The organism is Acinetobacter sp. AOR43_HL (genome assembly GCF_027854635.1).
Taxonomy (GTDB): Bacteria; Pseudomonadota; Gammaproteobacteria; order Pseudomonadales; family Moraxellaceae; genus Acinetobacter; species Acinetobacter pittii.
Genome location: NZ_JAKTHX010000018.1, coordinates 327,866 through 350,294 on the forward strand (window position 1 = coordinate 327,866; position 22,429 = coordinate 350,294).

Annotated in this window: 21 protein-coding genes and 2 pseudogenes; 8 read left to right on the forward strand and 15 right to left on the reverse strand. The window is 37.6% G+C overall.

Going from position 1 to position 22,429, the window contains the following annotated elements:
- Positions 1 to 151 precede the first annotated feature (151 nt).
- From MKL33_RS08425 to lpxO, 9 genes and pseudogenes are all read right to left on the reverse strand, one after another.
- On the reverse strand, positions 152 to 763 hold the full coding sequence (locus MKL33_RS08425) for an alpha-ketoglutarate-dependent dioxygenase AlkB family protein (RefSeq protein ID WP_046812062.1): 612 nt from the start codon (positions 761 to 763) through the stop codon (positions 152 to 154).
- Positions 760 to 1,614 carry a methylated-DNA--[protein]-cysteine S-methyltransferase gene (locus MKL33_RS08430; RefSeq protein WP_046812063.1) on the reverse strand — a complete coding sequence of 285 codons (855 nt, stop codon included), beginning with the start codon at positions 1,612 to 1,614 and terminating at the stop codon, positions 760 to 762. Before MKL33_RS08430 ends, MKL33_RS08425 begins: the two co-directional genes overlap by 4 nt.
- 130 nt (positions 1,615 to 1,744) lie before the next feature.
- Complete coding sequence (pgsA, locus tag MKL33_RS08440) at positions 1,745 to 2,332, reverse strand: CDP-diacylglycerol--glycerol-3-phosphate 3-phosphatidyltransferase (protein WP_002114808.1); 588 nt, start codon at positions 2,330 to 2,332, stop codon at positions 1,745 to 1,747.
- A 118-nt stretch (positions 2,333 to 2,450) separates the two neighbouring features.
- Positions 2,451 to 3,245 (reverse strand): annotated as a pseudogene (locus MKL33_RS08445) (thioesterase family protein).
- 120 nt (positions 3,246 to 3,365) lie between these two features.
- On the reverse strand, positions 3,366 to 5,165 hold the full coding sequence (uvrC, locus tag MKL33_RS08450) for an excinuclease ABC subunit UvrC (RefSeq protein WP_002114749.1): 1,800 nt from the start codon (positions 5,163 to 5,165) through the stop codon (positions 3,366 to 3,368).
- A 133-nt stretch (positions 5,166 to 5,298) separates the two neighbouring features.
- Complete coding sequence (locus MKL33_RS08455; RefSeq protein ID WP_069036519.1) at positions 5,299 to 5,829, reverse strand: peptidoglycan hydrolase; 531 nt, start codon at positions 5,827 to 5,829, stop codon at positions 5,299 to 5,301.
- A 310-nt stretch (positions 5,830 to 6,139) separates the two neighbouring features.
- Positions 6,140 to 7,183 (reverse strand): lysozyme inhibitor LprI family protein, encoded by a 1,044-nt coding sequence (locus MKL33_RS08460; protein WP_270906798.1) that lies wholly within the window; start codon positions 7,181 to 7,183, stop codon positions 6,140 to 6,142.
- On the reverse strand, positions 7,180 to 7,305 hold the full coding sequence (locus tag MKL33_RS08465) for a hypothetical protein (RefSeq protein ID WP_014208213.1): 126 nt from the start codon (positions 7,303 to 7,305) through the stop codon (positions 7,180 to 7,182). Before MKL33_RS08465 ends, MKL33_RS08460 begins: the two co-directional genes overlap by 4 nt.
- 84 nt (positions 7,306 to 7,389) lie before the next feature.
- A complete protein-coding gene (gene lpxO, locus MKL33_RS08470) occupies positions 7,390 to 8,304 on the reverse strand; it encodes a lipid A hydroxylase LpxO (protein ID WP_000598899.1) in 915 nt (304 codons plus the stop codon).
- 305 nt (positions 8,305 to 8,609) lie between these two features.
- Here lpxO and MKL33_RS08475 point away from each other — a divergent pair, with 305 nt between their 5' ends.
- The 3 genes from MKL33_RS08475 to fadA all read left to right on the forward strand — a co-directional run bounded on the left by MKL33_RS08475 (position 8,610) and on the right by fadA (position 12,215).
- Entirely contained in the window at positions 8,610 to 8,726 is a 117-nt protein-coding gene (locus tag MKL33_RS08475) for a hypothetical protein (RefSeq protein ID WP_080749983.1), read from the forward strand.
- Between the two features lie 150 nt (positions 8,727 to 8,876).
- Positions 8,877 to 11,030 (forward strand): fatty acid oxidation complex subunit alpha FadB, encoded by a 2,154-nt coding sequence (fadB, locus tag MKL33_RS08480; RefSeq protein ID WP_002114932.1) that lies wholly within the window; start codon positions 8,877 to 8,879, stop codon positions 11,028 to 11,030.
- A gap of 12 nt (positions 11,031 to 11,042) precedes the next feature.
- Positions 11,043 to 12,215, forward strand: coding sequence for an acetyl-CoA C-acyltransferase FadA (gene fadA / locus MKL33_RS08485; RefSeq protein ID WP_005065826.1), 1,173 nt, complete (start codon positions 11,043 to 11,045; stop codon positions 12,213 to 12,215).
- Positions 12,216 to 12,262: 47 nt separating this feature from the next.
- Here fadA and MKL33_RS08490 read toward each other — a convergent pair whose 3' ends face one another.
- A complete protein-coding gene (locus MKL33_RS08490; RefSeq protein WP_270906799.1) occupies positions 12,263 to 12,754 on the reverse strand; it encodes a hypothetical protein in 492 nt (163 codons plus the stop codon).
- A gap of 278 nt (positions 12,755 to 13,032) precedes the next feature.
- On the opposite strand from MKL33_RS08490, the pseudogene MKL33_RS08495 reads away from it, so the two are divergent.
- Positions 13,033 to 13,748, forward strand: a pseudogene (locus MKL33_RS08495) (hypothetical protein).
- A gap of 69 nt (positions 13,749 to 13,817) precedes the next feature.
- Here the strand turns inward: MKL33_RS08495 and MKL33_RS08500 are convergent.
- A complete protein-coding gene (locus tag MKL33_RS08500; RefSeq protein ID WP_270906800.1) occupies positions 13,818 to 14,462 on the reverse strand; it encodes an RBBP9/YdeN family alpha/beta hydrolase in 645 nt (214 codons plus the stop codon).
- 71 nt (positions 14,463 to 14,533) lie between these two features.
- On the opposite strand from MKL33_RS08500, the gene MKL33_RS08505 reads away from it, so the two are divergent.
- Positions 14,534 to 14,899 (forward strand): MerR family transcriptional regulator, encoded by a 366-nt coding sequence (locus MKL33_RS08505; RefSeq protein ID WP_270906801.1) that lies wholly within the window; start codon positions 14,534 to 14,536, stop codon positions 14,897 to 14,899.
- Between the two features lie 21 nt (positions 14,900 to 14,920).
- On the opposite strand, the gene MKL33_RS08510 is transcribed toward MKL33_RS08505, so the two are convergent.
- Complete coding sequence (locus MKL33_RS08510) at positions 14,921 to 15,679, reverse strand: hypothetical protein (protein WP_270906802.1); 759 nt, start codon at positions 15,677 to 15,679, stop codon at positions 14,921 to 14,923.
- Positions 15,680 to 15,856: 177 nt separating this feature from the next.
- Here MKL33_RS08510 and MKL33_RS08515 point away from each other — a divergent pair, with 177 nt between their 5' ends.
- The 3 genes from MKL33_RS08515 to MKL33_RS08525 all read left to right on the forward strand — a co-directional run bounded on the left by MKL33_RS08515 (position 15,857) and on the right by MKL33_RS08525 (position 19,081).
- Positions 15,857 to 16,558, forward strand: a complete 702-nt coding sequence (locus MKL33_RS08515) for a DsbA family oxidoreductase (protein WP_002114847.1) — start codon at positions 15,857 to 15,859, stop codon at positions 16,556 to 16,558.
- 358 nt (positions 16,559 to 16,916) lie between these two features.
- Positions 16,917 to 18,059, forward strand: a complete 1,143-nt coding sequence (locus MKL33_RS08520; protein ID WP_270906803.1) for a hypothetical protein — start codon at positions 16,917 to 16,919, stop codon at positions 18,057 to 18,059.
- 125 nt (positions 18,060 to 18,184) lie between these two features.
- Entirely contained in the window at positions 18,185 to 19,081 is an 897-nt protein-coding gene (locus MKL33_RS08525; protein WP_270906804.1) for a selenocysteine synthase, read from the forward strand.
- Between the two features lie 85 nt (positions 19,082 to 19,166).
- On the opposite strand, the gene htpG is transcribed toward MKL33_RS08525, so the two are convergent.
- The 3 genes from htpG to MKL33_RS08540 all read right to left on the reverse strand — a co-directional run bounded on the left by htpG (position 19,167) and on the right by MKL33_RS08540 (position 22,319).
- Positions 19,167 to 21,086, reverse strand: a complete 1,920-nt coding sequence (gene htpG / locus MKL33_RS08530) for a molecular chaperone HtpG (protein ID WP_270906805.1) — start codon at positions 21,084 to 21,086, stop codon at positions 19,167 to 19,169.
- A 101-nt stretch (positions 21,087 to 21,187) separates the two neighbouring features.
- Positions 21,188 to 21,541: a lysozyme inhibitor LprI family protein gene (locus MKL33_RS08535; protein ID WP_270906806.1), complete on the reverse strand. Its 354-nt coding sequence runs from the start codon at positions 21,539 to 21,541 to the stop codon at positions 21,188 to 21,190.
- 187 nt (positions 21,542 to 21,728) lie between these two features.
- On the reverse strand, positions 21,729 to 22,319 hold the full coding sequence (locus MKL33_RS08540) for an OmpW/AlkL family protein (protein WP_270906807.1): 591 nt from the start codon (positions 22,317 to 22,319) through the stop codon (positions 21,729 to 21,731).
- Positions 22,320 to 22,429 lie beyond the last annotated feature (110 nt).

Here is a 22,429-nt window from a genome sequence, read left to right on the forward strand (position 1 = left end):
CATTGAATATCTCATAATATTCTCATATTATGATTTTAGCTCCTATTGATGATTCTTTTCATCAGCAGCTCATCAGTAGAAGCATCCCCCTCAGAGGAATAAGCTCATGCTGCCATCATGGGCTTTTTTCTTGCCCGCTTTTTAATGAAGGTTATAAAAACTTAAATTGCCGAAAAGTAAGATTAATACGTGGTTGTAAAATCTTTGTTGAGCGATTTAAACGGTGTTGCCAATATTGTTGAGTCTCACCGCGCATTACGATAAGTTGGCCTGGCTGTAGCCACAATTCAACTTTCTCTTTACTTTGAATATGTCTAAAAGAAAATTTACGGGTAGCACCAAAGCTTAGAGAGGCGATTGTTGTCGTTCTTGCCAAAGATACATCCGAGTCACTGTGCCAAGCCATTCCTTGAGTTCCATCTTCATAAAGATTTGCCAAACAAGAATTAAATTTTTCTGAAAGTATTTGCTCTATCTGTTGTTTTAGTTTGGCGAGTACTTTGTCCCAAGGCAAAGAATCACGTGCGACACCCGAATATTTATATTGATAGTAGTCATCTCCATACCATGCAACTTTTCGAGCTGTAATAAAGTGCTTGCCATACAACTTAGCCTCGTCATGTTTCCATGCAAGGTGTTGATAAAGGTAGTGAAAATATTGTTCAGCTTCTTCAGGGCTTAAAATACAACCATAGTCCTGAACTTCACCATCGTAGGGTAATAAATTCTCACAAGGCTCTGGAGAAAATAAATCCAAGGTCATACGGTCTCTCCATGTTGCTTTGACATCTCCCAAGCTAACAATGCCAATTTACGACCTTTTTGCCAATGATATTCTCCAACCATCCCTGTGGCACGGATCACTCGATGGCAAGGAATCAGATATGCAATCGGATTTTGTCCAATTGCAGTAGCAACGGCTCTGACTGCTTTAGGCTTTCCAATTTGCTCTGCAATATCTTGATAAGTCCGCAATTGTCCTTCTGGAATGGTGAGCAAGGCTTCCCATACTTGTAGCTGAAATGGGGTTCCAGCCAAATTAAGAGGAAGTTTCTGCTGTAAGTGTTCTGAAAAATCCTGTTCAAACCACTTCGCAATTTGTTGATGCCAAATCGGTGACTGATTTTTCAATTGAGCTTTCGGAAAGTACTGCTTAATGGGTTGTTCAATATTTTCGTGAGTTTCGATAAACCTTATAGAACATATGCCTTTTTCACTACTGACCACTAACAACTCACCGAAGGGACTTGTCTCAACCGAATAATTAAGAATAACACCTTCACCTTGTTGTTTATATTCACCAGGCGTCATCCCTTCGAGCTGAATAAACAGATCATGTAAACGTCCTGTGCCAGATAAACCCGTATTTAAAGCAGTTTCCAATAAACTCCGCTGTTGCAACAGATAATATTTAGCCTGTTGCAAACTCATATATTGCACAAATTTTTTGGGGCTAATCCCTACCCATTCCTGAAACTGGCGTTGAATATAGCTTGGGCTTAAATTCATATGACTCGCAACATCGTCCAGACTGGGTTGTTGGTCTAGATGTTCATATAAATATTCAATCACAGTGGCAATTACAGCAAATTGCCGAGAAGAAAGCATTTGCATGTGTCACCTCCTTAGCACTTATATCTTACATTAAAGTAGCCAAAGCCTTATGACGACCCGATTCTTGCACTCTTTAAAAATAAAAAAAGCCTTTCATTGTAGAAAGGCTTCATCATTCAATATGCAGCACTTAAGGTTGCTTTAAATAAGGCCAAGCTGCTTTAAGATAAATAAACATTGACCATAAAGTTAAAATGACTGCCGTATATAACAAGGCATATGCGAGCATTTCTAATGGCTGCCAATTGAGTAAGAACACACTAATGGCAATCATCTGAAAGGCTGTTTTATATTTACCTACAGTCGATACTGCCACACTGGTTCGTGCACCAAGTTCCGCCATCCATTCACGTAAAGCAGAAACTGTAATTTCGCGAGAAATAATCACAATTGCGGCAAAAGCCATTGAAATGGTTGGATTCCACTGCACTAAAACAATCAGTGCAGCCGCCACCATGAGCTTATCTGCAACTGGATCTAAAAAACGGCCAAATGCTGAAGTCTGGTTTAAAGTTCGTGCCAAATAGCCATCAAACCAGTCGGTAATAGCAGCAAACACAAAAATAGCCGTCAAGATAATATGACGACTCATACTACCTTCATGCTCACCAATACCCATTGCAGGCGGCCAATACGCGATCACCAAAAATACAGGAATAAGCGCGATACGCGCTAATGTTAGGATATTTGGGATATTCAGGATTCGCCCTGTGGTCATAAACACCGCCAATTAAGTCTTCATGCATCTTGTAACAGACAAAAATACTTTCTTCAATATTGTATCTATCTGTAACAGCCACTTTATACGAAATATATGAATCGAGGAAGTGGACTGCTTAGGTAAATACCGTAACAGTTTGCCGTAAAATTGCAATTAAATGATCATTTTGGTCCCAAAGATGGGCATATTCTGTGGAATAACCTTCACCGGCATATTCAGTTACCACTTTATATTTAAACCAGTCACACAATTGATGTTGGAACGGATGGACATAGGTAATGTGCCAAGTTAAAGAACTTGCAGGAGCAACTTGCTTAAACATCGGCAATACACCAGGTGGCCAAATATCCATCAAGACAATTAAATCTGGCAAAGTCATTTGACGATTTTCATGCTTATCGGGATTAAACCTCGACCACCCTCCAAAGTCAGCATACTGACTTCCTGTAACAGGATAATGACCTTCTGCCCAGCATACATCAAAATGTTGATAGCATTCTGGTATTTGTCTAGCAAAAGGAATAGGTTGTAACTCTTCAGGTTACCTATAAACTGGAACGATAGGCTCATGTCGCACTTCAATATTCGACGCACGCGGCACACCAAAGCTTGCCACCAAAATCGTTTGTACCGCACCATCTTGCCATAACCGGGTTTCAAGCGTAGTGACCGATTTCCCTTCTCTTAAAATTTCAATAGTCAATTGAGCAGGTCCCTGCTGTACAGGCCCCACAAAAGTAATACTACAGCTTAATAATCTTTTATTTGGATCTTGAATATTGCAGCAGGCCTTTTGCATGAGTAATCCAGCGACAAGACCGCCAAAAATAGTTCGCCCCTGCAACCACCCTTCAGGTATTTCAATCCATTCCTTTTGTTTTATTTCTTCAAATAATTGCAGTAATGACATTCACTTCCCTAAAGCACTCTGACTCTTGATGAAACATCTTTCATCATTTTAAAGGGAATGTGAATGATCATTCTTGTACTTATATCCCAACTATTTGGTCACTCAGCATAGAAACATGCTTTATTCATGCAGAATTTTATAAATCGTTCTTGCCATCATTTCACCAAAACCGGGCACAAGAGTAAGCTCTTTTTCGGATGCTTTTAAAACACCTTGGATCCCACCAAAATGAGTTAATAAATCTCGACGGCGCTTTGGCCCCAACCCAGGAATTGCCTCTAAAACTGAGGTACTGCGGCGTTTGTCGCGTTTAGCACGATGTTTAGTAATCGCAAAACGATGGGCCTCATCACGCACCTGCTGAATCAAATGCAATGCCTTATGGTCTTCCGGTAACTGGATTTTTGTGCCGTCGGTAAAATGCAGGGTTTCAAGTCCGGGTTTACGCCCTTCACCTTTAGATACACCCACCATAAAAGCGTCTAACCCAAGCTCTTGCATGACTTCCATTGCCATATGGAGCTGGCCTTTACCACCATCAATCAACAGTAAATCAGGCAATATGGCCTTTTTATAACGTCGTGTTAAAGCTTGACGCATAGCAGCATAATCATCGCCTGCTGTAATGTCTTGAATGGCAAATTGGCGGTAGTCGCGTTTACGTGCCCCACCTTGGTCAAACACGACACATGAGGCAATTGGAGCTTCACCCATGGTGTGACTAATATCAAAACACTCAATACGATCGACAGGTCTTCCCACCACTTGCTCTAACTGATGGAAACGTTCATTAAGCTCTAAATGATTACTCAACTGCCCCTTAATGGCATGTTGAACATTCATTTCAGCTAGCTCCAGCCACTCGGCACGAGTTTCTCGAACATTACTTTTAATCTGAACTTTTTTGCCAAACTGCTGTGCCAACGCTTCTTCTAATTCTTTACAGTCAGGCAAAGCAATATTTACGATAAGCTCATTGGGAACTTCATCTGCAACCTGAAAGTAAAAGTTCGCCATAAAGTCACTGAGCATTTGCCCAAGATCATCACCGAGCATGTCTGGGAAATAACTTTTTCCACCCAGCATTCGCCCATTGCGTACATACATAATTTGCACGCATGTCACACCAGCCTGATATGCAATTGCCAGAATATCTGCTTCGCCTTTGACTTTAAATACGGCTTGTTGGGCTTGTACTTCACGTAATAAAGATAAACGATCACGGTAAAAAACAGCTTTTTCAAATTCAAGCTCAGCCGCTGCTTGTTCCATTTTGGCAATGAGCTCTTGATTAAGCTCTTTGGTATCACCTTGCAAAAAGCGAATACTATTATTAACGTCTTCTTTATAATCTTCGGGCGAAATCAGACCTACGCACGGAGCTGAACACCGCTTGATCTGGTATTGCAAACATGGACGCTTGCGCTGTGAAAAATAACTATTTTCACACTGACGTACATTAAAAAGTTTTTGCAAAACTAGTAACGTATCACGTGCACTATAAGCACTTGGATAAGGTCCAAAAAACTTACCAATTTGGTGTTTTCCTTTGCCACGCCCGCTCGCAAGCCGAGGATAAGGCTTATCAGCCGAAACAAAAATATAGACATAAGACTTATCGTCCCGCAGCATAATGTTATAAGGCGGACGATGTTGTTTAATTAAGTTTTGTTCTAAGAGTAAAGCTTCAGTTTCCGAACGAGTAACCAAAGTTTCAATATCATAAATTCGTGCAACTAAAGCTTGCGTTTTAGGATGCTCAATCGTTTTAACAAAATAACTCGATACCCGATTTTTTAGATTTTTTGCTTTGCCGACATATAACAATTCACCCTCCTTCCCTAGCATTTTATAAACACCTGGAAGCTGGGTCATGTTGGCTAAAATTTTTTCAATATGAGGACGAGCGTTTTGATTCACTATTGGCATGCATGGCTTAATACTGAATAACTAATGTGATGTTTTTACCCCTACTTTTCAAGTGCTTTACTGTGCCAGAACATAAATTTGGAAAGGGATTTAGATATGACCCGACAGACTGTGTCGTACTTGCTTAAGAATCTAGACGATAGTAACTATATTTAACGTCTTTTTCTTTGTAGACCGCATAGGTTTTTTGACGAAAATCTGAGAACCAACCATTGCCCGTATAGCCTGCAATATGACCATAGGTGTGACCACTTGTTCGCTCAATAATGTAAATGTCACCTTCTTGTGGACGGTTGAAAGCAGGTTTAATTTTCTTATAACCATTCTTTTCTAACGTTTGTCCCCAATCAGAAGCAGCTACAGGATGTTTTGATACATCTGCTCCAGCCGCTTGTAGAGCAATACGAATATTTTTGGCGCATTTCTCTTTACTGTGGTTGGCAGAGATACTTTCGAGCTTACTGGAGAACTTATGTAGATTAATATTTTGATCTTCAGTTTTATGATTTTGAGTTTTAGATCGTTTAGATTTTTCAGTCGTCGAAGCTGCTTGTCTTAACATCACTTTTGTTTTTAAATCGCCTTGAGAACTGTCTTCTTTTCTCTCTTCGATATGATGAACATGTGCATGAGCTGCGTGATGAGCATGAGCCATTTTAAAACCTACTTCCGCTGACCAGTCTTCGAAAAAACCGCGCCATTGTAGAATCAAAATTGCCTATTGGCTTTTAATAGTTGTAACAAATTACCAGCACCGTGAAATGAGTCACAAAATCCATTAAATACTGTAGAGCATAAAAAAACGCCCTTTCGGGCGCTTTAATATTTGTATAAATATACATTACAAATGAAATTCAATTACTGAGCTTAACCCTCCTACTTGTAAAAGTAGAGTATTTGCCCGTAATTGGTTAATCGCATTCCTTTCAATACGACTGGCCAAGCATTTATAAAGAGTTTTAGGATTAATTTAAATTATTTAAATAAACCGTTCGCTCTATCGTTTTTTGAGTAAAGCACTGTGTATATTGCATGTCTTGGTTTTGCTTATGCATGTCAGCAGTCCAATAATCGGATTGCTTTTGGTAAGTTTCTAAGTCTTTTTCAGGAATTTCATCTACAGTCTTTTGTGCAAGCACCTTACATTCAACATCACGTTTTTTAAACCAATCCGATTGATCTTGTTTAAATTGAGTTTTTTTCTCAGCACTCAATTTGTCCCAAGTCTGATTTAAGCGTTCCACTTGCTTCGCTTTGTCACTATCCAGTTCTTTTTTACGAACATCCATAGCTTCCTGAGCCAAAGCAGTCTGCTCTTCATTATTTTGTTCAGATATTTGCTGATTTTCTTCAATATTTTCTTCAATCAACTCATTTTCTTTAACATAGGCTGCATATTGCACAGCTTTAGTGGCAACAAAAACCAATCCTTCAATCACACTATTTTGAGTTGGCAAGTCAAACACCAAACCCTCTTTATCTGTTTTTGTGATGTTATAGAAAAAGTCACCTTTCAATTGGTCATTTTCAAGAGTCAAAGATGATTCATTATCCGAAAAATAGTCATTGAGCGTCTGTGATTCTTCATCAGAATGACGCAGCTCTTCAATATATGCTTTTTCCGCACGTTTTTGTAAACCTTTCGGCAGTGAAATGACCAATTGGCTTTCACAACTTAATTGTGTATTTTTTTGGCTTTCGTCTTCTAATGGTAAAGTGCGGATATTTTTAATTTCAAACTTCAAACCTTGATTAATTTTATTAAGAATATCTGCATCAACCTGATATTGACTTTGTCTTAAGCTACGCTCAATTTGCTTTAAATATTCTTTTTTCAAAGAAGTTTGAATCTGATTTAAATTCTCAGGGTGTGTACAACTCCAATCCGAAACTACCTCAACTTTTTCTGTTTTTGATTTTGGCTCTGGCTTAGATTTACCACATCCAGTCAATATTACTGCTGCACTGAATGTAGTTATTACTAAAGCTTGTTTCATCACCGTATTCATTTATATTCCACGCAAATTTTTAAATTTATTAAGTACAAGAAAGGTATATATTTACCAGTTGTATTATCATCCCAATAATTAATATAAAATTCACCTAAAATTTTAAATAAAGTACTATTCATGCCAATAATCTTTTTTTAAATGTATAAAATAAATGCAAATTATTTAAATAATCAAAATAAAAAACGCCCTTTCGGGCGCTTTAATTAAAATACATATGGTCGAACAAAAATCAGGAAGAAAATCCCAAGCATCAAGAACCATTTTAAGAAGTAATACAACTTACGGTTCTTAGCTTTTAAAGCCTTAGCTTTAATACGAATTTGATAGACATAACCAAAAGCTTTATTTAGGCCACCTGTTTGGTCGCCTGTTTCATTCGGTGAACTTGCCGCAGTCATCACATTACGACCAAACCAATGGTTGAAACGCTCCATCCATTTTACTTTCATTGGACGTTCAACGTCTGCAAAGAAAATAATACGGTTTTGATCAGTCTTATTTTCAGCATAGTGAATATAAGTTTCATCAAACACGACACTTTGACCATCACGCCAAGAATATCTTTCACCATCGACATCAATAAAACACCGATCATCATTCGGCGTAATCAAACCCAAGTGATAACGTAATGAACCTGCATACGGATCACGGTGTCTTACCAAACGGCTGTCAGGTGCAAGTTCAGTAAACATTGCGGCTTTAATTGTCGGCAATGTTTTAAGAAGTGCTGTGGTTTTTGGACAAAGCTCAGCAGCAGATGGATGACTCGATTCATACCATTTGAGGTAAAAACGCTTCCAACCTGTTTTAAAGAATGAGTTAAAACCTAAGTCATTATAGGTACTTGAAGCTTTAATCCCACCTTGGTCATATAACGCCTTCGCTTCATCACGAATCATTTCCCAATTTTCATCCAGCACTTTTAAATCTTTAAAATGCTGTGTATCGATATAAGGTTGATTCGGCACCTTTGAAAAGATGTACATTAAAAAGTTAATCGGTGCGAGCAAGGTTGAATGGTCAAAAAATTGACGATAAAACGAGTGACGCACTTTGCCGCGATGCTGGATATACAATGCTGATATCACAAAAATCGCTAATATGATCCACTTAATCATATTGCTACTCTTTCAAAAGATTAGGGGCAACTTCACCTTATATTTAAGGAGAGAGAAACCGGAAGTTTATTTAATTGGCGCAAATTTTAACAAAATTGACTTAGAAAAAGCGAATGTAAAAAAATTAAGTCAAATAATAGACAGCGCTGTTGTAATAAAAATTATAAATATAATGTATTTTTCCATAAATTTAAGGAAGTTAAAATTAATTACTATACTACTGTTATTTACAGATGATCCCACTAACAATTGACATTTTTGACAAAAAATTAACTTTTAAAACTTATTCTTTTTTATATAAAAAATTGATAATTCCAATTCTTTATAAAGAAAAAATTAAGTTAAAACAAATGTCTTTCGTTATTAGCTATCTTTATGATTTCTTTTATGCATTTCATATAGATGAATTGAATAATAAATAAGATGACCCTTGCGTCACGGCTTGATACAACTTGTCAGGTTTTTTTTAGATATAGTTATCGTAAGATTAGCGAAGCATAAATGTGTACCTAAGATGTGTACACGCTTCATAACATCAACTTAGAAGTCCTCCAAAACTAAGGAGATCAGGCATGATCCACGCTGGCAATGCCATTACCGTCCAAATGCTTTCGGACGGAATTGCAGAATTCCGCTTTGACTTACAAGGTGAGTCGGTCAATAAATTTAACCGTGCAACAATTGAAGATTTCCAAGCTGCTATTGCTGCGGTAAAAGCAAATAATGATATTAAAGGCTTAGTTGTTACCTCAGGCAAATCGACATTTATTGTTGGGGCAGACATTACCGAATTTGGTGAAAACTTCGCACAAGGCGAAAAAGCGATTGTTGACTGGCTTATGCCTGTTCACGAAATCTTCAATAGCTTTGAAGATTTAGAGATTCCAAAAGTTGTTGCTATTAACGGTATGGCGTTAGGTGGCGGTTTTGAAATGTGTTTAGTTTGTGACTATCGTGTGATGTCAGAAGCTGCACAAGTGGGCTTACCGGAAATTAAACTTGGTATTTACCCAGGTTTTGGCGGTAGCGTACGTTTAAGCCGTCTGATCGGTATCGACAACGCGGTTGAATGGATGGCGATGGCTGCTCCTAAAAAACCGGCTGCTGCTCTAAAAGATGGTGCTGTAGATGCGGTTGTAGCTGCTGATAAATTACTTGAAGCTGCAACTGACTTGGTTAAGCAAGCAATTTCTGGTCGTTTAAACTGGAAAGCAAAACGTCAAGAAAAGCTTGAAGCTGTAAAATTGAATCCGCTTGAACAAATGATGGCGTTCAATACTGCGAAAGGTGCAGTGCTTGCTAAAGCAAACCCTGCTCAATACCCTGCTCCAAAATTATTACTTGATTCATTACAAGCGGGTGCAAGCCTTGCGCGTGACGAAGCATTGAAAGCGGAAGCGGAAGGTTTTGCAAAAGCTGCGATTACACCACAAGCTGGTGCATTGATTGGTTTATTCCTCAATGACCAAGTTGTTAAGAAAACTGCTAAAAAATATGAAAAAGGTGCACATCCTGTAAACCAAGCAGCTGTACTTGGCGCTGGTATCATGGGTGGTGGTATTGCTTACCAAGCAGCAAGCAAAGGTACACCAATTATTATGAAAGATATTGGTAACCCACAACTTGCTTTAGGTATGAAAGAAGCGAATAGCTTGTTAACTAAACAAGTTGAACGCAAGAAAATGAAACCTGCGCAAATGGGTGAAACGCTTGCACGTATCCGTCCTACTTTAAGCTACGATGAGTTTAAAGAAGTTGATATCGTGATCGAAGCAGTTACAGAAAATCCAAAAGTAAAAGAAATGGTACTTGCGGATACTGAGAAGAATGTTCGTGAAAATACGATTATTGCTTCTAATACTTCTACGATTTCAATCACGCGTTTAGCAAAAGCATTACAACGTCCTGAAAACTTCGTTGGTATGCACTTCTTCAACCCAGTTCACATGATGCCGCTTGTAGAAGTGATTCGTGGTGAAAAGACTTCTGAAGAAGCGATTGCAACTACTGTTGTTCTTGCTCAAAAAATGGGTAAAACACCGATCGTTGTAAACGACTGCCCAGGATTCTTGGTTAACCGTGTATTGTTCCCTTACTTTGGTGCGTTCGACCTTCTTGTAAAAGATGGCGCAGACTTCCAACAAGTTGACAATGTAATGTCTAAGTTTGGCTGGCCAATGGGTCCTGCTTACCTCATCGATGTTGTTGGTATCGACACAGGTGTACATGGTGCAGAAGTCATGGCTGAAGGTTTCCCAGACCGCATGAAGCCAGACTACAAAGGTTCAATCCAAGCAATGTACGAAGCTAAACGCCTTGGTCAAAAGAATGACGTTGGTTTCTACAAATACGAACTCGATAAGAAAGGCAAAAAAGCAAAAACTGTTGATCCAACAGCGTATGAAATCATTGCTCCTTTCGTAACGGGTGAGAAACGCGAGTTTGATAACCAAGAAATCATTGACCGCATGATGCTTGCTTTCTGTAACGAAACAGTTCGTTGCTTAGAAGACAACATCGTTGCAACTGCTGCTGAAGCAGACATGGCAATGATTATGGGTGTAGGTTTCCCTCCATTCCGTGGTGGTCCATGTCGTTATATCGACCAGACTGGTGTTGCTGAATACGTTGCACTTTGCGACAAATATGCACACTTAGGTAAGGCTTATGAAGCGCCACAAATGTTGCGCGACATGGCTGCTAACAACAAAAAATTCTACGGTTAAGGAGCAACGTGAATGGCTACTTTAAATCCACGTGACGTTGTCATCGTTGATGGCGTACGTTCTGCAATGGGTAAAACCAAAAACGGTATGTTCCGTAATGTACGTGCTGACAGCTTATCTGCTGAATTGGTTCGTGCACTCGTTGCCCGTAACCAGTTTGATGTAAACGAAGTTGAAGACCTGATCTGGGGCTGTGTAAACCAGACTCTAGAACAAGGTATGAACATTGGCCGTAACATCGGCTTATTGGCTGACTTACCAAAAACTGTTGCTGGTCAAACAGTAAACCGTCTTTGTGGTTCTTCTATGCAAGCGCTTCATACTGCTGCTGCACAGATTGCAACTAACCAAGGTGATATCTTCATTATTGGTGGTGTTGAGCACATGGGCCACGTAGGTATGATGCATGGCATCGACCTAAACCCAGAAGCATCTAAACACTATGCAAAAGCATCTAACATGATGGGCTTAACTGCTGAAATGTTAGGTCGCATGAATGGCATTAGCCGTGAAGAGCAAGACGCTTTTGGTGTTGAATCTCACCGCCGTGCTTGGGCTGCAACTCAAGAAGGTCGTTTCAAAAACGAAATCGTTGGTGTTGAAGGCCACGATGCTAATGGCTTTAAAATCCTTTGCGACATCGACGAAGTAATTCGTCCAGATGCAAACCTTGAAGCGTTCAAAGCATTACGTCCTGTATTTGACCCGAAAGGCGGTACTGTAACTGCGGCTACATCTTCAGCTTTATCTGACGGTGCTTCTGCAATGTTACTTATGTCTGCTGAACGCGCACAAGCGTTAGGTTTAAAACCACGCGCTGTAATTCGCTCTATGGCAGTTGCAGGTTGTGACGCAGCAATCATGGGTTATGGTCCAGTTCCAGCAACTCAAAAAGCGCTTAAACGTGCTGGTTTAACGATGGCTGATATTCAAACTATCGAGTTAAACGAAGCATTTGCTGCTCAAGGCTTATCAGTAATGAAAGGCTTAGGTATTTATGACAAGCAAGACATCATTAACTTAAATGGTGGTGCGATTGCTTTGGGTCACCCACTAGGCTGTTCTGGTGCGCGTATCACAACTACGCTGTTGAACGTAATGGAGCAACAAGATACTCAAATCGGTCTTGCGACCATGTGTATCGGCCTTGGTCAAGGTATTGCAACAGTGATCGAACGTGTTTAATTAACACCAAAATAAAAAAATCCCCGCTCAATGCGGGGATTTTTATTTTATCGGCCTTTTAACCCATCTTGAATTTGCTGTTGTAATTTTATGAGGTCACTAAGGTTAACTTTCATCGTACCCTCACGATAAGCATCGACATTACTTCGATTAATATTCAAAGGTCTTAACATTTCAAAGATACCATTGGTTGGATCAGAAGACTGTATTCCAATGGCTACCGCTAAAATGTATTGTTGTAAGAATGGAGAAAGTTGAGACAAATCAGGTTGTGCCATAACTGGCTGATAATCTACTGTCGTCATGCCTTCAGGGACTAAAGCATTCTGTATATCGTAATGAGTTTTATACTCATGATGTTGCAGCGCCTGACGCACTTTTTTATCTTCTTGAAAGGGTACAAATCCCACCTCTTCACGTAGCTCAGATTCAGCCATAACGCGAATTGTTGGTAAAGTAGCCACTTCTTCTGCTTGAACAGTCGGTAAACCCATAAAAGCAAATGCAGCAATGAAGGCTGATTGTTTTAGAAAGTTCATAACTTGCTCCAAAAATCAGTCACCCTATTTCAATTAAAAGATGATGATTAAATTAAAAGTATCTATAAATAGGCTACAACAAAGTCGAATTTGATTCAGTAAGGCTCAGATAAACGGTAAATATAATTAAAATTTTTAATGTAATAGTAAGGGACTTTCTAAAATATTTTAGAAATTAGTCTGAGTATAACTAAGTCAGATCATACTACTAGATTTAAATATTAAGATCTTTTGTTTATAGTCAAACTTTTATAAATCCATTGAATTCAACAGAAATAATGAACTTTAAAGTATTAAATCAGAATATTCTTATGAGCTGCCTACTCGTCATTTTCTTTCTCACTGGTTGTGCGAGTAACCGAATTATTGGTGAGAACACGCGAGAGCTATTTACAAAATATGACTCAGGCCATGAATGGATCACTTTAATTGAAGATGATGTAATTGCATTTGGTAAACCATCAGTATCTCTCCCTAATGAATCAGAGGACAGTGTTGTCATCGCCGGGAAAAATATAGTTATGTCATTAGTAAAGGCGGTAACGATTTCATTCAATTAATTAATCAATTAAATCCACAATATATTCAAATAAGTAATGAGCTAGATTTTAATGCTCCAGCTCCGGATAGTAATCATTTTTACGGACATATTAGATTTTCTTACACCCCACCTAATGGGAAATTGAACGAGAAAGAATCAGCTTTATTTAAACAATATGGTGTAGTTCCATGTGGCTGTGTAAAGACATCAGAACCACATAAATTTGATTTAAATATTAAAGGAACTGTTTATCCTCCTGTAAACAATCTTAAAACTATAACCCCTTTATCTAAGCCATATCACGTTAAAATCCAATATCTTCACGATAAAAGTGGAAAAGTGCCCCTATCAACTAAAGAGAAGCTAGCAAGTTTACCACTGCTTCCGTTTACCTTAACTTTCGATATTATCGCTTTACCTGCGAAAGTCATGGGTATCATTTACCAGCCCTAATAGACTACGAATAAAAATTACAAACTTTCAGTAAAGATAAAAAATCCCCGCTTACTACGGGGATTTTTATTAATCATTTAACATCTGTTTTAAAGAATCAACTAATTGCGGAAATTTCGTATAACCTTCTCTACCTAAAAAATGCCCACCATTAGGAACAGTAATGTACGGCGCATCAATTTCTTTCGCCAATTCAATAGTCAGTTTGGGCGGAACCAAATCATCATTATCCGATAAATACACCAGCTTTTTCTTTGTGTCCTTAAAGTAATCCGTATCGACTTTACTCTTCGTTATATAACTATTAAGAACAGAAGAATCTGAAATGAGACCAGAGAATCCAGATACTAAAATCATTCCTCCAATATTTTGATAGTCATGTCTTTGTAAAAAGTGCAGTAACGTAATCACTCCTAAACTGTGCGCAACAAAATAGGTATTCTCATCCACCTTAGGGATCTGTTGATCTAAAACCTTTTGCCATGCATCTACGTCCGGATTCTCAGAATCTGGAAATGGAATTAAGGTAACAGTTGTATGTTCATCTTCTATTTGATGTTTTAAATCTAAAAACCAATGATCATCTATAGAAGCAGAGTAACCATGGAGCACAAATATTTGACGCATGTTCTTCTCCTGAAGTTCAAGTGTTTTGGCATTTGCAACAAATGACATTAATCCGAATAACACCAATAAAATGAGTTTTCTGATCATTGAACAAGTACCATTTTGAAAGATAAAAACATGCTAAACTATGACACCACTGTTAAGGTTAACCCCATTTTATGAACTTAGCTAAAGTTGCCGAGCTTACAAAAGTAAGTCCTCGTATGCTGCGTTATTACGAGAGCTTAGGGCTTATACAGCCTCTTCGAGCGAGTAATAACTATCGAAGTTATACGCAAAAAGATATTGAAAATATTAAGAAAATTAAAATATTAAATGATGCAGGCATGCACCTAAAAGATATTCAGGTTTTGCTGCCTTGTTTTGATTTAGATGAACGAGTATTTACACTATGCTCAGTGGTTCAAGAAAAACTACAAACTGAACTCATGCATGTGTCTGAGCAGTTAAACAAACTGCAAACTTCTCAAAGTTTATTACAATCTTTTTTAATCAAAGGAAAAGTCGAGAGCACCAAATCATAATATTTGATGCTCATGCTTTGCTTATTCTTTTAAATCTCCTTCGAGTGCAGCTACATTCTTTTTCTTAATTTTTTCAATTTTTGCATTTAGCTTTAGAACATCTTGATAAAGCCCGTTAAATTTTTTGACCTGAGCATTTTCATGAAAAAGAATCATCTGATCTTTCTTTTGCCATTCATAATTTTTTAGAAGTTTAAACATTTGTTCTGCTTTATCTAAAATTTGTAGCTCAATCATAAAAATTGCATGATCTTGATCTGCTTTTTGTTGAGTTCCCAATTTCATTTCAAGAAGTTGCCTCATCTCTGCATCAACAGATAACTCTTGAACCTTCGCTAAGAAAGTTTTATGAATCTTTTCATATTCAGTCTGATACTGATCTGACGCTTTACGGACATCAGCTAGCATCTTTTCGGTTTCTGTAAATTTTTGTTTTTTATCACGATCTAAACGGTCCACATTTAAAAAAGTATCCCATTTGGCTGCTTTAAGTTCTCTTAAGTATGCATTACGTGCATTAATATTTTGAATCCAATAACTTAAAAGAAATTCTGAAATTTGCTTATAGTGTCCTGCCAAACGCTTATCGTGAATATCGAGCTGGACGGGTTTAGACCAGTCTTGTGCTTGGTCATAAAGCTGATTCATTTTTTCAGTCATGACGACATCAAACATTTGACTACTGTCTTTGGCCTGCTGCTGTTTGATATGTTGATAGGTGAAAAAAATAATGCTTGTGATAACAATCAGACTTGCAATCGCAATCAAAACTCGGCGCATACACACCTCCTATTTCCCTTCTTATAGTTTTGCTCTTTATAGTTATAAAATAGAGCTTATTCTTCTTTATATGCCATTTATTTCACAATACGCAACACTGTATTCGCTACCCAAAGCTTTAAATCCTTATCCATCATCCCTATTATGATGGGTAATTAAAATTTATGAGATTCTCCCATGCGTGTTGATGTCTGGTCTGATGTAGTTTGCCCTTTTTGTTATATTGGTAAAAAACGCCTTGAGCATGTAGCTGCTGAAGCAGGTATTGATCTTGAAATTCACTGGCATAGTTTTGAATTAGATCCTGATGCGCCAGCTAAACATGACACTTCAAATACTGAACGTCTAGCTAAAAAATATGGCCGTACCTATGAAGAGATGGAAGAAATGGAGCGCAATATTGCGGCCATGGCTGCTTCTGAAGGTATTGATTTTCAATGGCAAAAAGCCAACTCAGGCAATAGTTTTAATGCACACCGTATTATTCACCTTGCGCAAAGCAAAGGTTTAGGTAATGAAGCTAAAGAAGCTTTTTTCCATGCTTATATGACCGAAGGTCTCGCAATTGGCGAACGTGAAGTTGTAGAAGAAATTGCATCTCGTATTGGTTTAGACAATGCTGAAGTTGAATACGTACTAGATACCAACGAACTATCTGACTTTGTCCGTCATGATGAAAAAATTGCACGTGAGCAGCTTAATGTAACTGGCGTGCCATTTTTTGTATTTGACCAAAGAATCGCTCTTGCTGGCGCTCAACCACGTGAAGTCTTTTTACAAGTTTTGGAAAAAGCACAAATCAAAGCAGATAGTGAAGAAGTCGAGCAAGATGATGCAGCTGCTTGTACCGATGAAACTTGCGATATTCCAAAGAAATAAATGAACACAATTAAAATGTGATCAAATCGTATGTTTTATCATCATTTTAGCAATAGAGCGTTCTAAAAAAAGAACTATCTAATTGCTAAAAATCAGTTTATTATTGCCGCTTAGAATATTCGCGCTGTAATGTTCTGTTTTTTATGTGTTTAATGATCGGAATTTGAAGTTTCCTTGATCTATCATCCCCCTTCACTGGGGGATTTTTTTGGTTAAAAATAATCGCTAATAGCTTAAACTTTTTCATTTATTTCAAATATGTAAAAAAAGTTAAATTTACTTAACTTTTGTGTCTCCCTCTTGATTTTATTAGAAAAATCAACAAAAGTGGAAACAACAACAAAACATAAAGATAGATATGAAAACATTTCATGTAATGCCGTACCGGCAGCTTTTTGCACTTTTAACGATTGGATTTGGTTCAGTATGCATCGCTCATGCAGAGACCGCCTCTTCTTCTACAAACCAACAAATAGGAAGTACATCATCTGGAGTACAAACTGAAGTCACCACAGACGAAAATCTCTTAGATCAAATTCCGCGTTGGGTAGACGCAACCCCAACCATTTTTCCAGAGCAGTCTAATGAGCCTATTGTTCCGCCTACCGAACAAACCGAAGATCAAACCTGGGTTGATCGTAAGCAAAAGAAAATTCGTAATTGGGCCGATCGTACTTCTGAAAAAATTGATAATTGGTTTGGTGAAGTTGATCCACAAAAACCAGCTACTGCAACTATCCGCGTCATGGTTGATAACTATTGGAATGAATACGACAACTTTGAAATTAAGCCCAGAATTCGCGGTAAGATTAAGCTCCCTACGCTAGAAAAACGTTTAAGCGTGGTATTTGGTGATGACTCTTTAGATAATGAATTTAATAACAGCCCAGCCAATATTAACCAAAACCCAAATCACGACTCTAATAAGAAGTTAGATGGTAAGCAAACTCGAGATGACAACAGCTCAATTGCTTTGCGTTGGTCAAATTTCTCAAAAAAACTGCCTTTTGAAACCGATGCAGACTTAGGTATTCGTTCTGGAGACGATATTTATGTTCGTTTAAAAGCATCGAGAGATTGGCAGCTTCGTAATGATTTTAAGTTTTATGCTGAACAAATTTATCGTTACGGCATAGACAGCGAAAACTACTTACGTACTAATCTTGAACTTACTCATGCTAGACCGAATCAGCCGATTTTATCCAATCAGTTCAGCCTAACCTATGCCGATGATCAAGATGATGATCTAGCTTGGGAAAACCGAACTTTCCGCGAACACAGTTTCTTTGCAAACAACCGTTTTAACTATGGTATTTATACTAGCGGTTATTACAACGACAATGACTTGCGTTTAAACAGTTGGGGACCCTTTGTTTCATGGCGCCAACCCGTTTTACGTGAATGGTTCTTTGTACAAGGCGATGTAAATTACTTTAATGACCACCGCGAAGACCGTAATCATTTTGTCAGCACCTTCTTACGTTTAGAAGCACTTTTCTAAGCTAGCAACCATCACCTTGGAACCTTATCCAAGGTGATGAATAACAAAATACTTTTAAATAAAATTTTAAGATTAGCCTTTTAAAGTATTGTTCTAATTTTATTTTTGATTCCTTATCTTTTAAAATGAATCAATTTTCTTCTTCTCCATTTCAAAATAAATCGGCAGTCTTCATTTGTATTTATAGTTTAGGTTTATTAGCTTTACTTCCACATACTCAATTTTTTTATAACTCTTTAAAATACCAACGGTCACGGCGTTATCCCTATTCTTCTACGAGTTTCGCTAAAGTAAAAAGACAATCGCTTTCACTCTCTCCTTGTGAAGTAGAGACAAACAATACTTTATCTGATGCTGGTTTAATTCAAGAGCTTATGGCTGTATTTGGAAATGATACGTTATGGAAACGTGCGACTCAGCCTGAACAAACTTATAAAGCCTTTGGTAAGAAAAAGAAGAAAAACTCATCGGCACAGGTTTCGGCTACTAATCCACTGAGTGCAAGCTGGGCCACCATTTCAACATGGATGCCTTTTGAAAATGACATCGATTTAGGCTCTAACTCTGAGAGTGATGTGTATGTCCAGTTTCTGGCAAAAAAGAAATGGAATTTGAGACATAACATTAGCTTTGATACAGAGCAGATATTTCGCTACGGATCTACTAGCCGAAACTACACTGAAACCACGCTAAACCTAACGCAAAAAATGCAAGATAACACATTATTTTCTAATAAATTTAATGTAAACAAGAGCGAAAATGAAGATTTCAACTGGGGCAATTGGACTTTTCAACAATTTGAGTTTGTAAAAGATAATAGTCTGACTTACGGTATTTATAGCGGTGGCGTATATACCAAAAATGATATTCGACTAAATAGCTGGGGTCCTTATATTTCATGGCGCCAACCGATATGGAGAGATTGGATTTTTATGCAAAATGATCTTAATTTTTTTAACCATATTGATGATGATCCGAGACACCAACTCAGTGTGCAAATGAATCTTGAAGCTAATTTTTAAACAAAAATCATCAGGTTGTGGATAACTCTTTCTTTATCCACAAAAAAGCCCCTAACAGTTCAGAGGCTTTTTTTATATCAAAAAATTATTTCAACAATAAGCTATTAATGCGTTTCACGTAAGCTGCTGGGTCTTCAGGTAAACCACCTTCAGCAATCACAGCCTGATCGAAAATCACGTTTGCCAAGTCATCAAACTGCTCTGAGCCTTCAAGTTTTTTCACTAAAGGATGTTCAGGGTTAATTTCTAAAATTGGCTTAATTTCAGGTACGGCTTGCCCCGCTTGTTTAAGCATACGAATAAGTTGTGGAGACAACTCACCTTCACTTGTTACTAAACACGCTGGAGAATCAACTAGTCGTGTAGTTACACGTACTTCTTTAGTTTTAGCCTTTAATGAGTCACTTAGTTTCTCAACAACAGGCTTAAACTGTTCAGCTGCTTGCTCAAGTGCTTTCTTCTCTTCAGCATCTTGCAAATCCCCTAAATCAACAGCCCCTTTCGACACATTCTTTAATGGCGTACCGTCAAACTCTTGAACAAAATTCATTGCCCATTCGTCAACGCGCTCTGCCATTAATAATACTTCAATGCCTTTTTTCTTAAACAACTCAAGCTGCGGCGAGTTTTTAGCTGCTGCTAGACTGTCAGCAGTCACATAATAGATGGCTTTTTGGCCTTCTTTCATACGTGCCTTATAGTCAGCAAAAGAAGTGGTTACTTCATCATTTGTTGAAGTCGCATAACGTAATAATTTTAAAATACGTTCACGGTTACCAAAGTCTTCACCCAAGCCTTCTTTAAGTACTGAACCAAACTCACTATAGAAGGTTTTGAATTTTTCTTGGTCTTTTTCATCTTCCGATTTAGCCAAACCATCAAGTACAGTTAATACACGGCGTGCATTACCTTCACGAATCGTTTTAACATCACGGCTTTCTTGCAACAACTCACGGCTAACATTAAGCGGCAAATCAGCGCTGTCCACTACACCTTGCACAAAGCGCAAATAGTTTGGAATTAAATTATCTGCATCGTCCATAATAAAGACGCGTTTTACATATAGCTTAATTCCCGCTTTTGCTTCACGAGTAAAAATGTCATGTGGTGCTTTACTTGGAATATAGAGTAATTGGGTATATTCCGTACTACCTTCAACACGGTTATGTGCCCATGCGAGCGGTGCTTCAAAGTCATGAGTTAAGTTTTTATAGAACTCAATATATTGCTCTTCAGTTACTTCGCTTTTATTACGTGTCCATAAAGCACTTGCCGAGTTGATCGCTTCCCACGCGTCAGTTTTGACCATTTGGCCGCCTTTAGGTTCCTCACCTTCAGCAACTTCTTCTTCCTGCCAAACTTCTTTTTGCATTTCAATTGGCAAGCTAATGTGGTCAGAATATTTATTAACAATCTGCTTAACTTTATAAGATTCTAAATAATCAAGCGCATCATCACGTAAGTGAAGAATAATGTCGGTACCACGTGATGCCTTATCAATTTGCTGAACTTCAAACTCCCCTGTACCACCACTAATCCAGCGCACCCCTTCAGATGCATCTAAGCCTGCACGGCGTGATTCAACCGTAATTTTGTCGGCAACAATAAAACCTGAATAAAAACCAACACCAAATTGACCAATCAACTGAGCATCTGCTTTTTGATCACCAGTCAATTTTGACATGAAATCTTTAGTGCCTGACTTCGCAATCGTACCTAAGTTATCAATTGCTTCTTGTTGGCTTAAACCAATACCGTTATCAGAAATTGTTAACGTTTTATCTTCTTTATTTAAGCTGATTCGTACATGTAAGTCCGGATCATTTTCATAATATTCAGGATGATTAATTCCTTCAAAACGTAATTTATCACATGCATCTGATGCATTAGAGATAAGCTCACGTAAGAAAATCTCAGGGTTAGAATAGAGAGAATGCGTCACTAAATGTAAAAGCTGGGCAACTTCTGCTTGGAAACTATAATTTTGTGATGCTTGTTCACTCATAAATCACTCCTTAAATTTTGAAGCTGTTTGTTCTCGAATGCTTTATGAATGGAGTACTTCTAGAATTTTTCAATCCTGAATATTAAAAATTTTTACTCTAATTAAAACGGACCGTGGCTTAACACTCTATCTTGCAATATCGTATCTAACTGCTTTTGACGTTGTTGATAAGCTTTGCTAATACAACTTACGCTAGCCGCACAAGCATTTCGCTTTTTCAGCCATTGATATTGAGCATCTTTCTGGCTATCACGTCCACCCATAGGTAAAGCATGCAGGACAATTTGATACGTTGTTGCCATTTTTACATCAGCATCATTTAAAGAACGATTTTTACAAATACTTTTTTCCGTTTTCGTTTTTGCAGCATCACACGAAAAACTCGCAGCTTGTGAACTTTGTGTAAAAGCAATACCGCTCAGAAGTGCTAAACAAATCACTAATTTATTATTCATCTTTTTCTTCCCATGCTTGTAATGAATAGAAGTTAGTTTAGAAAAAAACTTGCAAAAAATATGTATAAAACTGTCTGTTTTATGCTTTTTTTAGTGCAAATAAAATCCATAAAAAAACCTCACATAAAATATATGTGAGGTGCCTGAGTCTAGGTTTATTATTATATTTTTCTATTTATTATTATGCTTAAAATTTATAGCTATAACCCAAAGTATAAACAAAAGGATTAATATCTAGATCAAACTTGTAGTTAGCAATTGATGGATCAATTGTTACTTCAGGACTAATATCAGCATAACGTACATCTACAAATACACCCCAGTTTTTAGCATCAGCAGGTTGGAAATTAAAACCAACTTGACCTGCCAAACCAAAATCTTCTTTAACTTTTACTGCTGCCCCTTCTTCATCCCAAGGAATAAATGCTGTGGCACCAATACCAATATACGGGGTAAAACGTGTAGAGTTTTTAAAATGATATTTTGCAGTAATTGTTGGTGGTAATTGTTTAATACGTGCTGCATTTTTACCATCTAGCAATACATCATGATTAATAGGTGTTGCTAATAATAATTCTGCCGAAAATGGAGACTGACCAAAAAAGTATTCTACTGATGGCGTAAATGCATATTCTTGATCTGCTTTTACCACACCTAAAGGAGTCGTTGTATCTTCTGATGGAGCAATAGCACTACCACCAAATTTCACTTGCCAATTACCAGCAAAAGTAAAAGAAGACACCCCCATTAATGCAACAACCAAAGCTTTTTTGAACACTTTAATATCTCCAACCTTATTTATATTTATAATAAACATTTATTTTAAAACCATGCAATACTCATTATAAAATTATTTTATTATTTATTTTTAAATAACTGTTTTAAATA

Bases quoted from the DNA above. Each gene is read 5' to 3' on its own strand.
- MKL33_RS08425 (WP_046812062.1), bottom strand. From the start codon at position 763: ATGACCTTGGATTTATTTTCTCCAGAGCCTTGTGAGAATTTATTACCC.
- MKL33_RS08430 (WP_046812063.1), bottom strand. From the start codon at position 1,614: ATGCAAATGCTTTCTTCTCGGCAATTTGCTGTAATTGCCACTGTGATT.
- pgsA (WP_002114808.1), bottom strand. From the start codon at position 2,332: ATGACCACAGGGCGAATCCTGAATATCCCAAATATCCTAACATTAGCG.
- MKL33_RS08455 (WP_069036519.1), bottom strand. From the start codon at position 5,829: ATGGCTCATGCTCATCACGCAGCTCATGCACATGTTCATCATATCGAA.
- MKL33_RS08460 (WP_270906798.1), bottom strand. From the start codon at position 7,183: ATGAATACGGTGATGAAACAAGCTTTAGTAATAACTACATTCAGTGCA.
- MKL33_RS08465 (WP_014208213.1), bottom strand. From the start codon at position 7,305: ATGAATAGTACTTTATTTAAAATTTTAGGTGAATTTTATATTAATTAT.
- lpxO (WP_000598899.1), bottom strand. From the start codon at position 8,304: ATGATTAAGTGGATCATATTAGCGATTTTTGTGATATCAGCATTGTAT.
- fadB (WP_002114932.1), top strand. From the start codon at position 8,877: ATGATCCACGCTGGCAATGCCATTACCGTCCAAATGCTTTCGGACGGA.
- fadA (WP_005065826.1), top strand. From the start codon at position 11,043: ATGGCTACTTTAAATCCACGTGACGTTGTCATCGTTGATGGCGTACGT.
- MKL33_RS08490 (WP_270906799.1), bottom strand. From the start codon at position 12,754: ATGAACTTTCTAAAACAATCAGCCTTCATTGCTGCATTTGCTTTTATG.
- MKL33_RS08500 (WP_270906800.1), bottom strand. From the start codon at position 14,462: ATGATCAGAAAACTCATTTTATTGGTGTTATTCGGATTAATGTCATTT.
- MKL33_RS08505 (WP_270906801.1), top strand. From the start codon at position 14,534: ATGAACTTAGCTAAAGTTGCCGAGCTTACAAAAGTAAGTCCTCGTATG.
- MKL33_RS08510 (WP_270906802.1), bottom strand. From the start codon at position 15,679: ATGCGCCGAGTTTTGATTGCGATTGCAAGTCTGATTGTTATCACAAGC.
- MKL33_RS08515 (WP_002114847.1), top strand. From the start codon at position 15,857: ATGCGTGTTGATGTCTGGTCTGATGTAGTTTGCCCTTTTTGTTATATT.
- MKL33_RS08520 (WP_270906803.1), top strand. From the start codon at position 16,917: ATGAAAACATTTCATGTAATGCCGTACCGGCAGCTTTTTGCACTTTTA.
- MKL33_RS08525 (WP_270906804.1), top strand. From the start codon at position 18,185: ATGAATCAATTTTCTTCTTCTCCATTTCAAAATAAATCGGCAGTCTTC.
- htpG (WP_270906805.1), bottom strand. From the start codon at position 21,086: ATGAGTGAACAAGCATCACAAAATTATAGTTTCCAAGCAGAAGTTGCC.
- MKL33_RS08535 (WP_270906806.1), bottom strand. From the start codon at position 21,541: ATGAATAATAAATTAGTGATTTGTTTAGCACTTCTGAGCGGTATTGCT.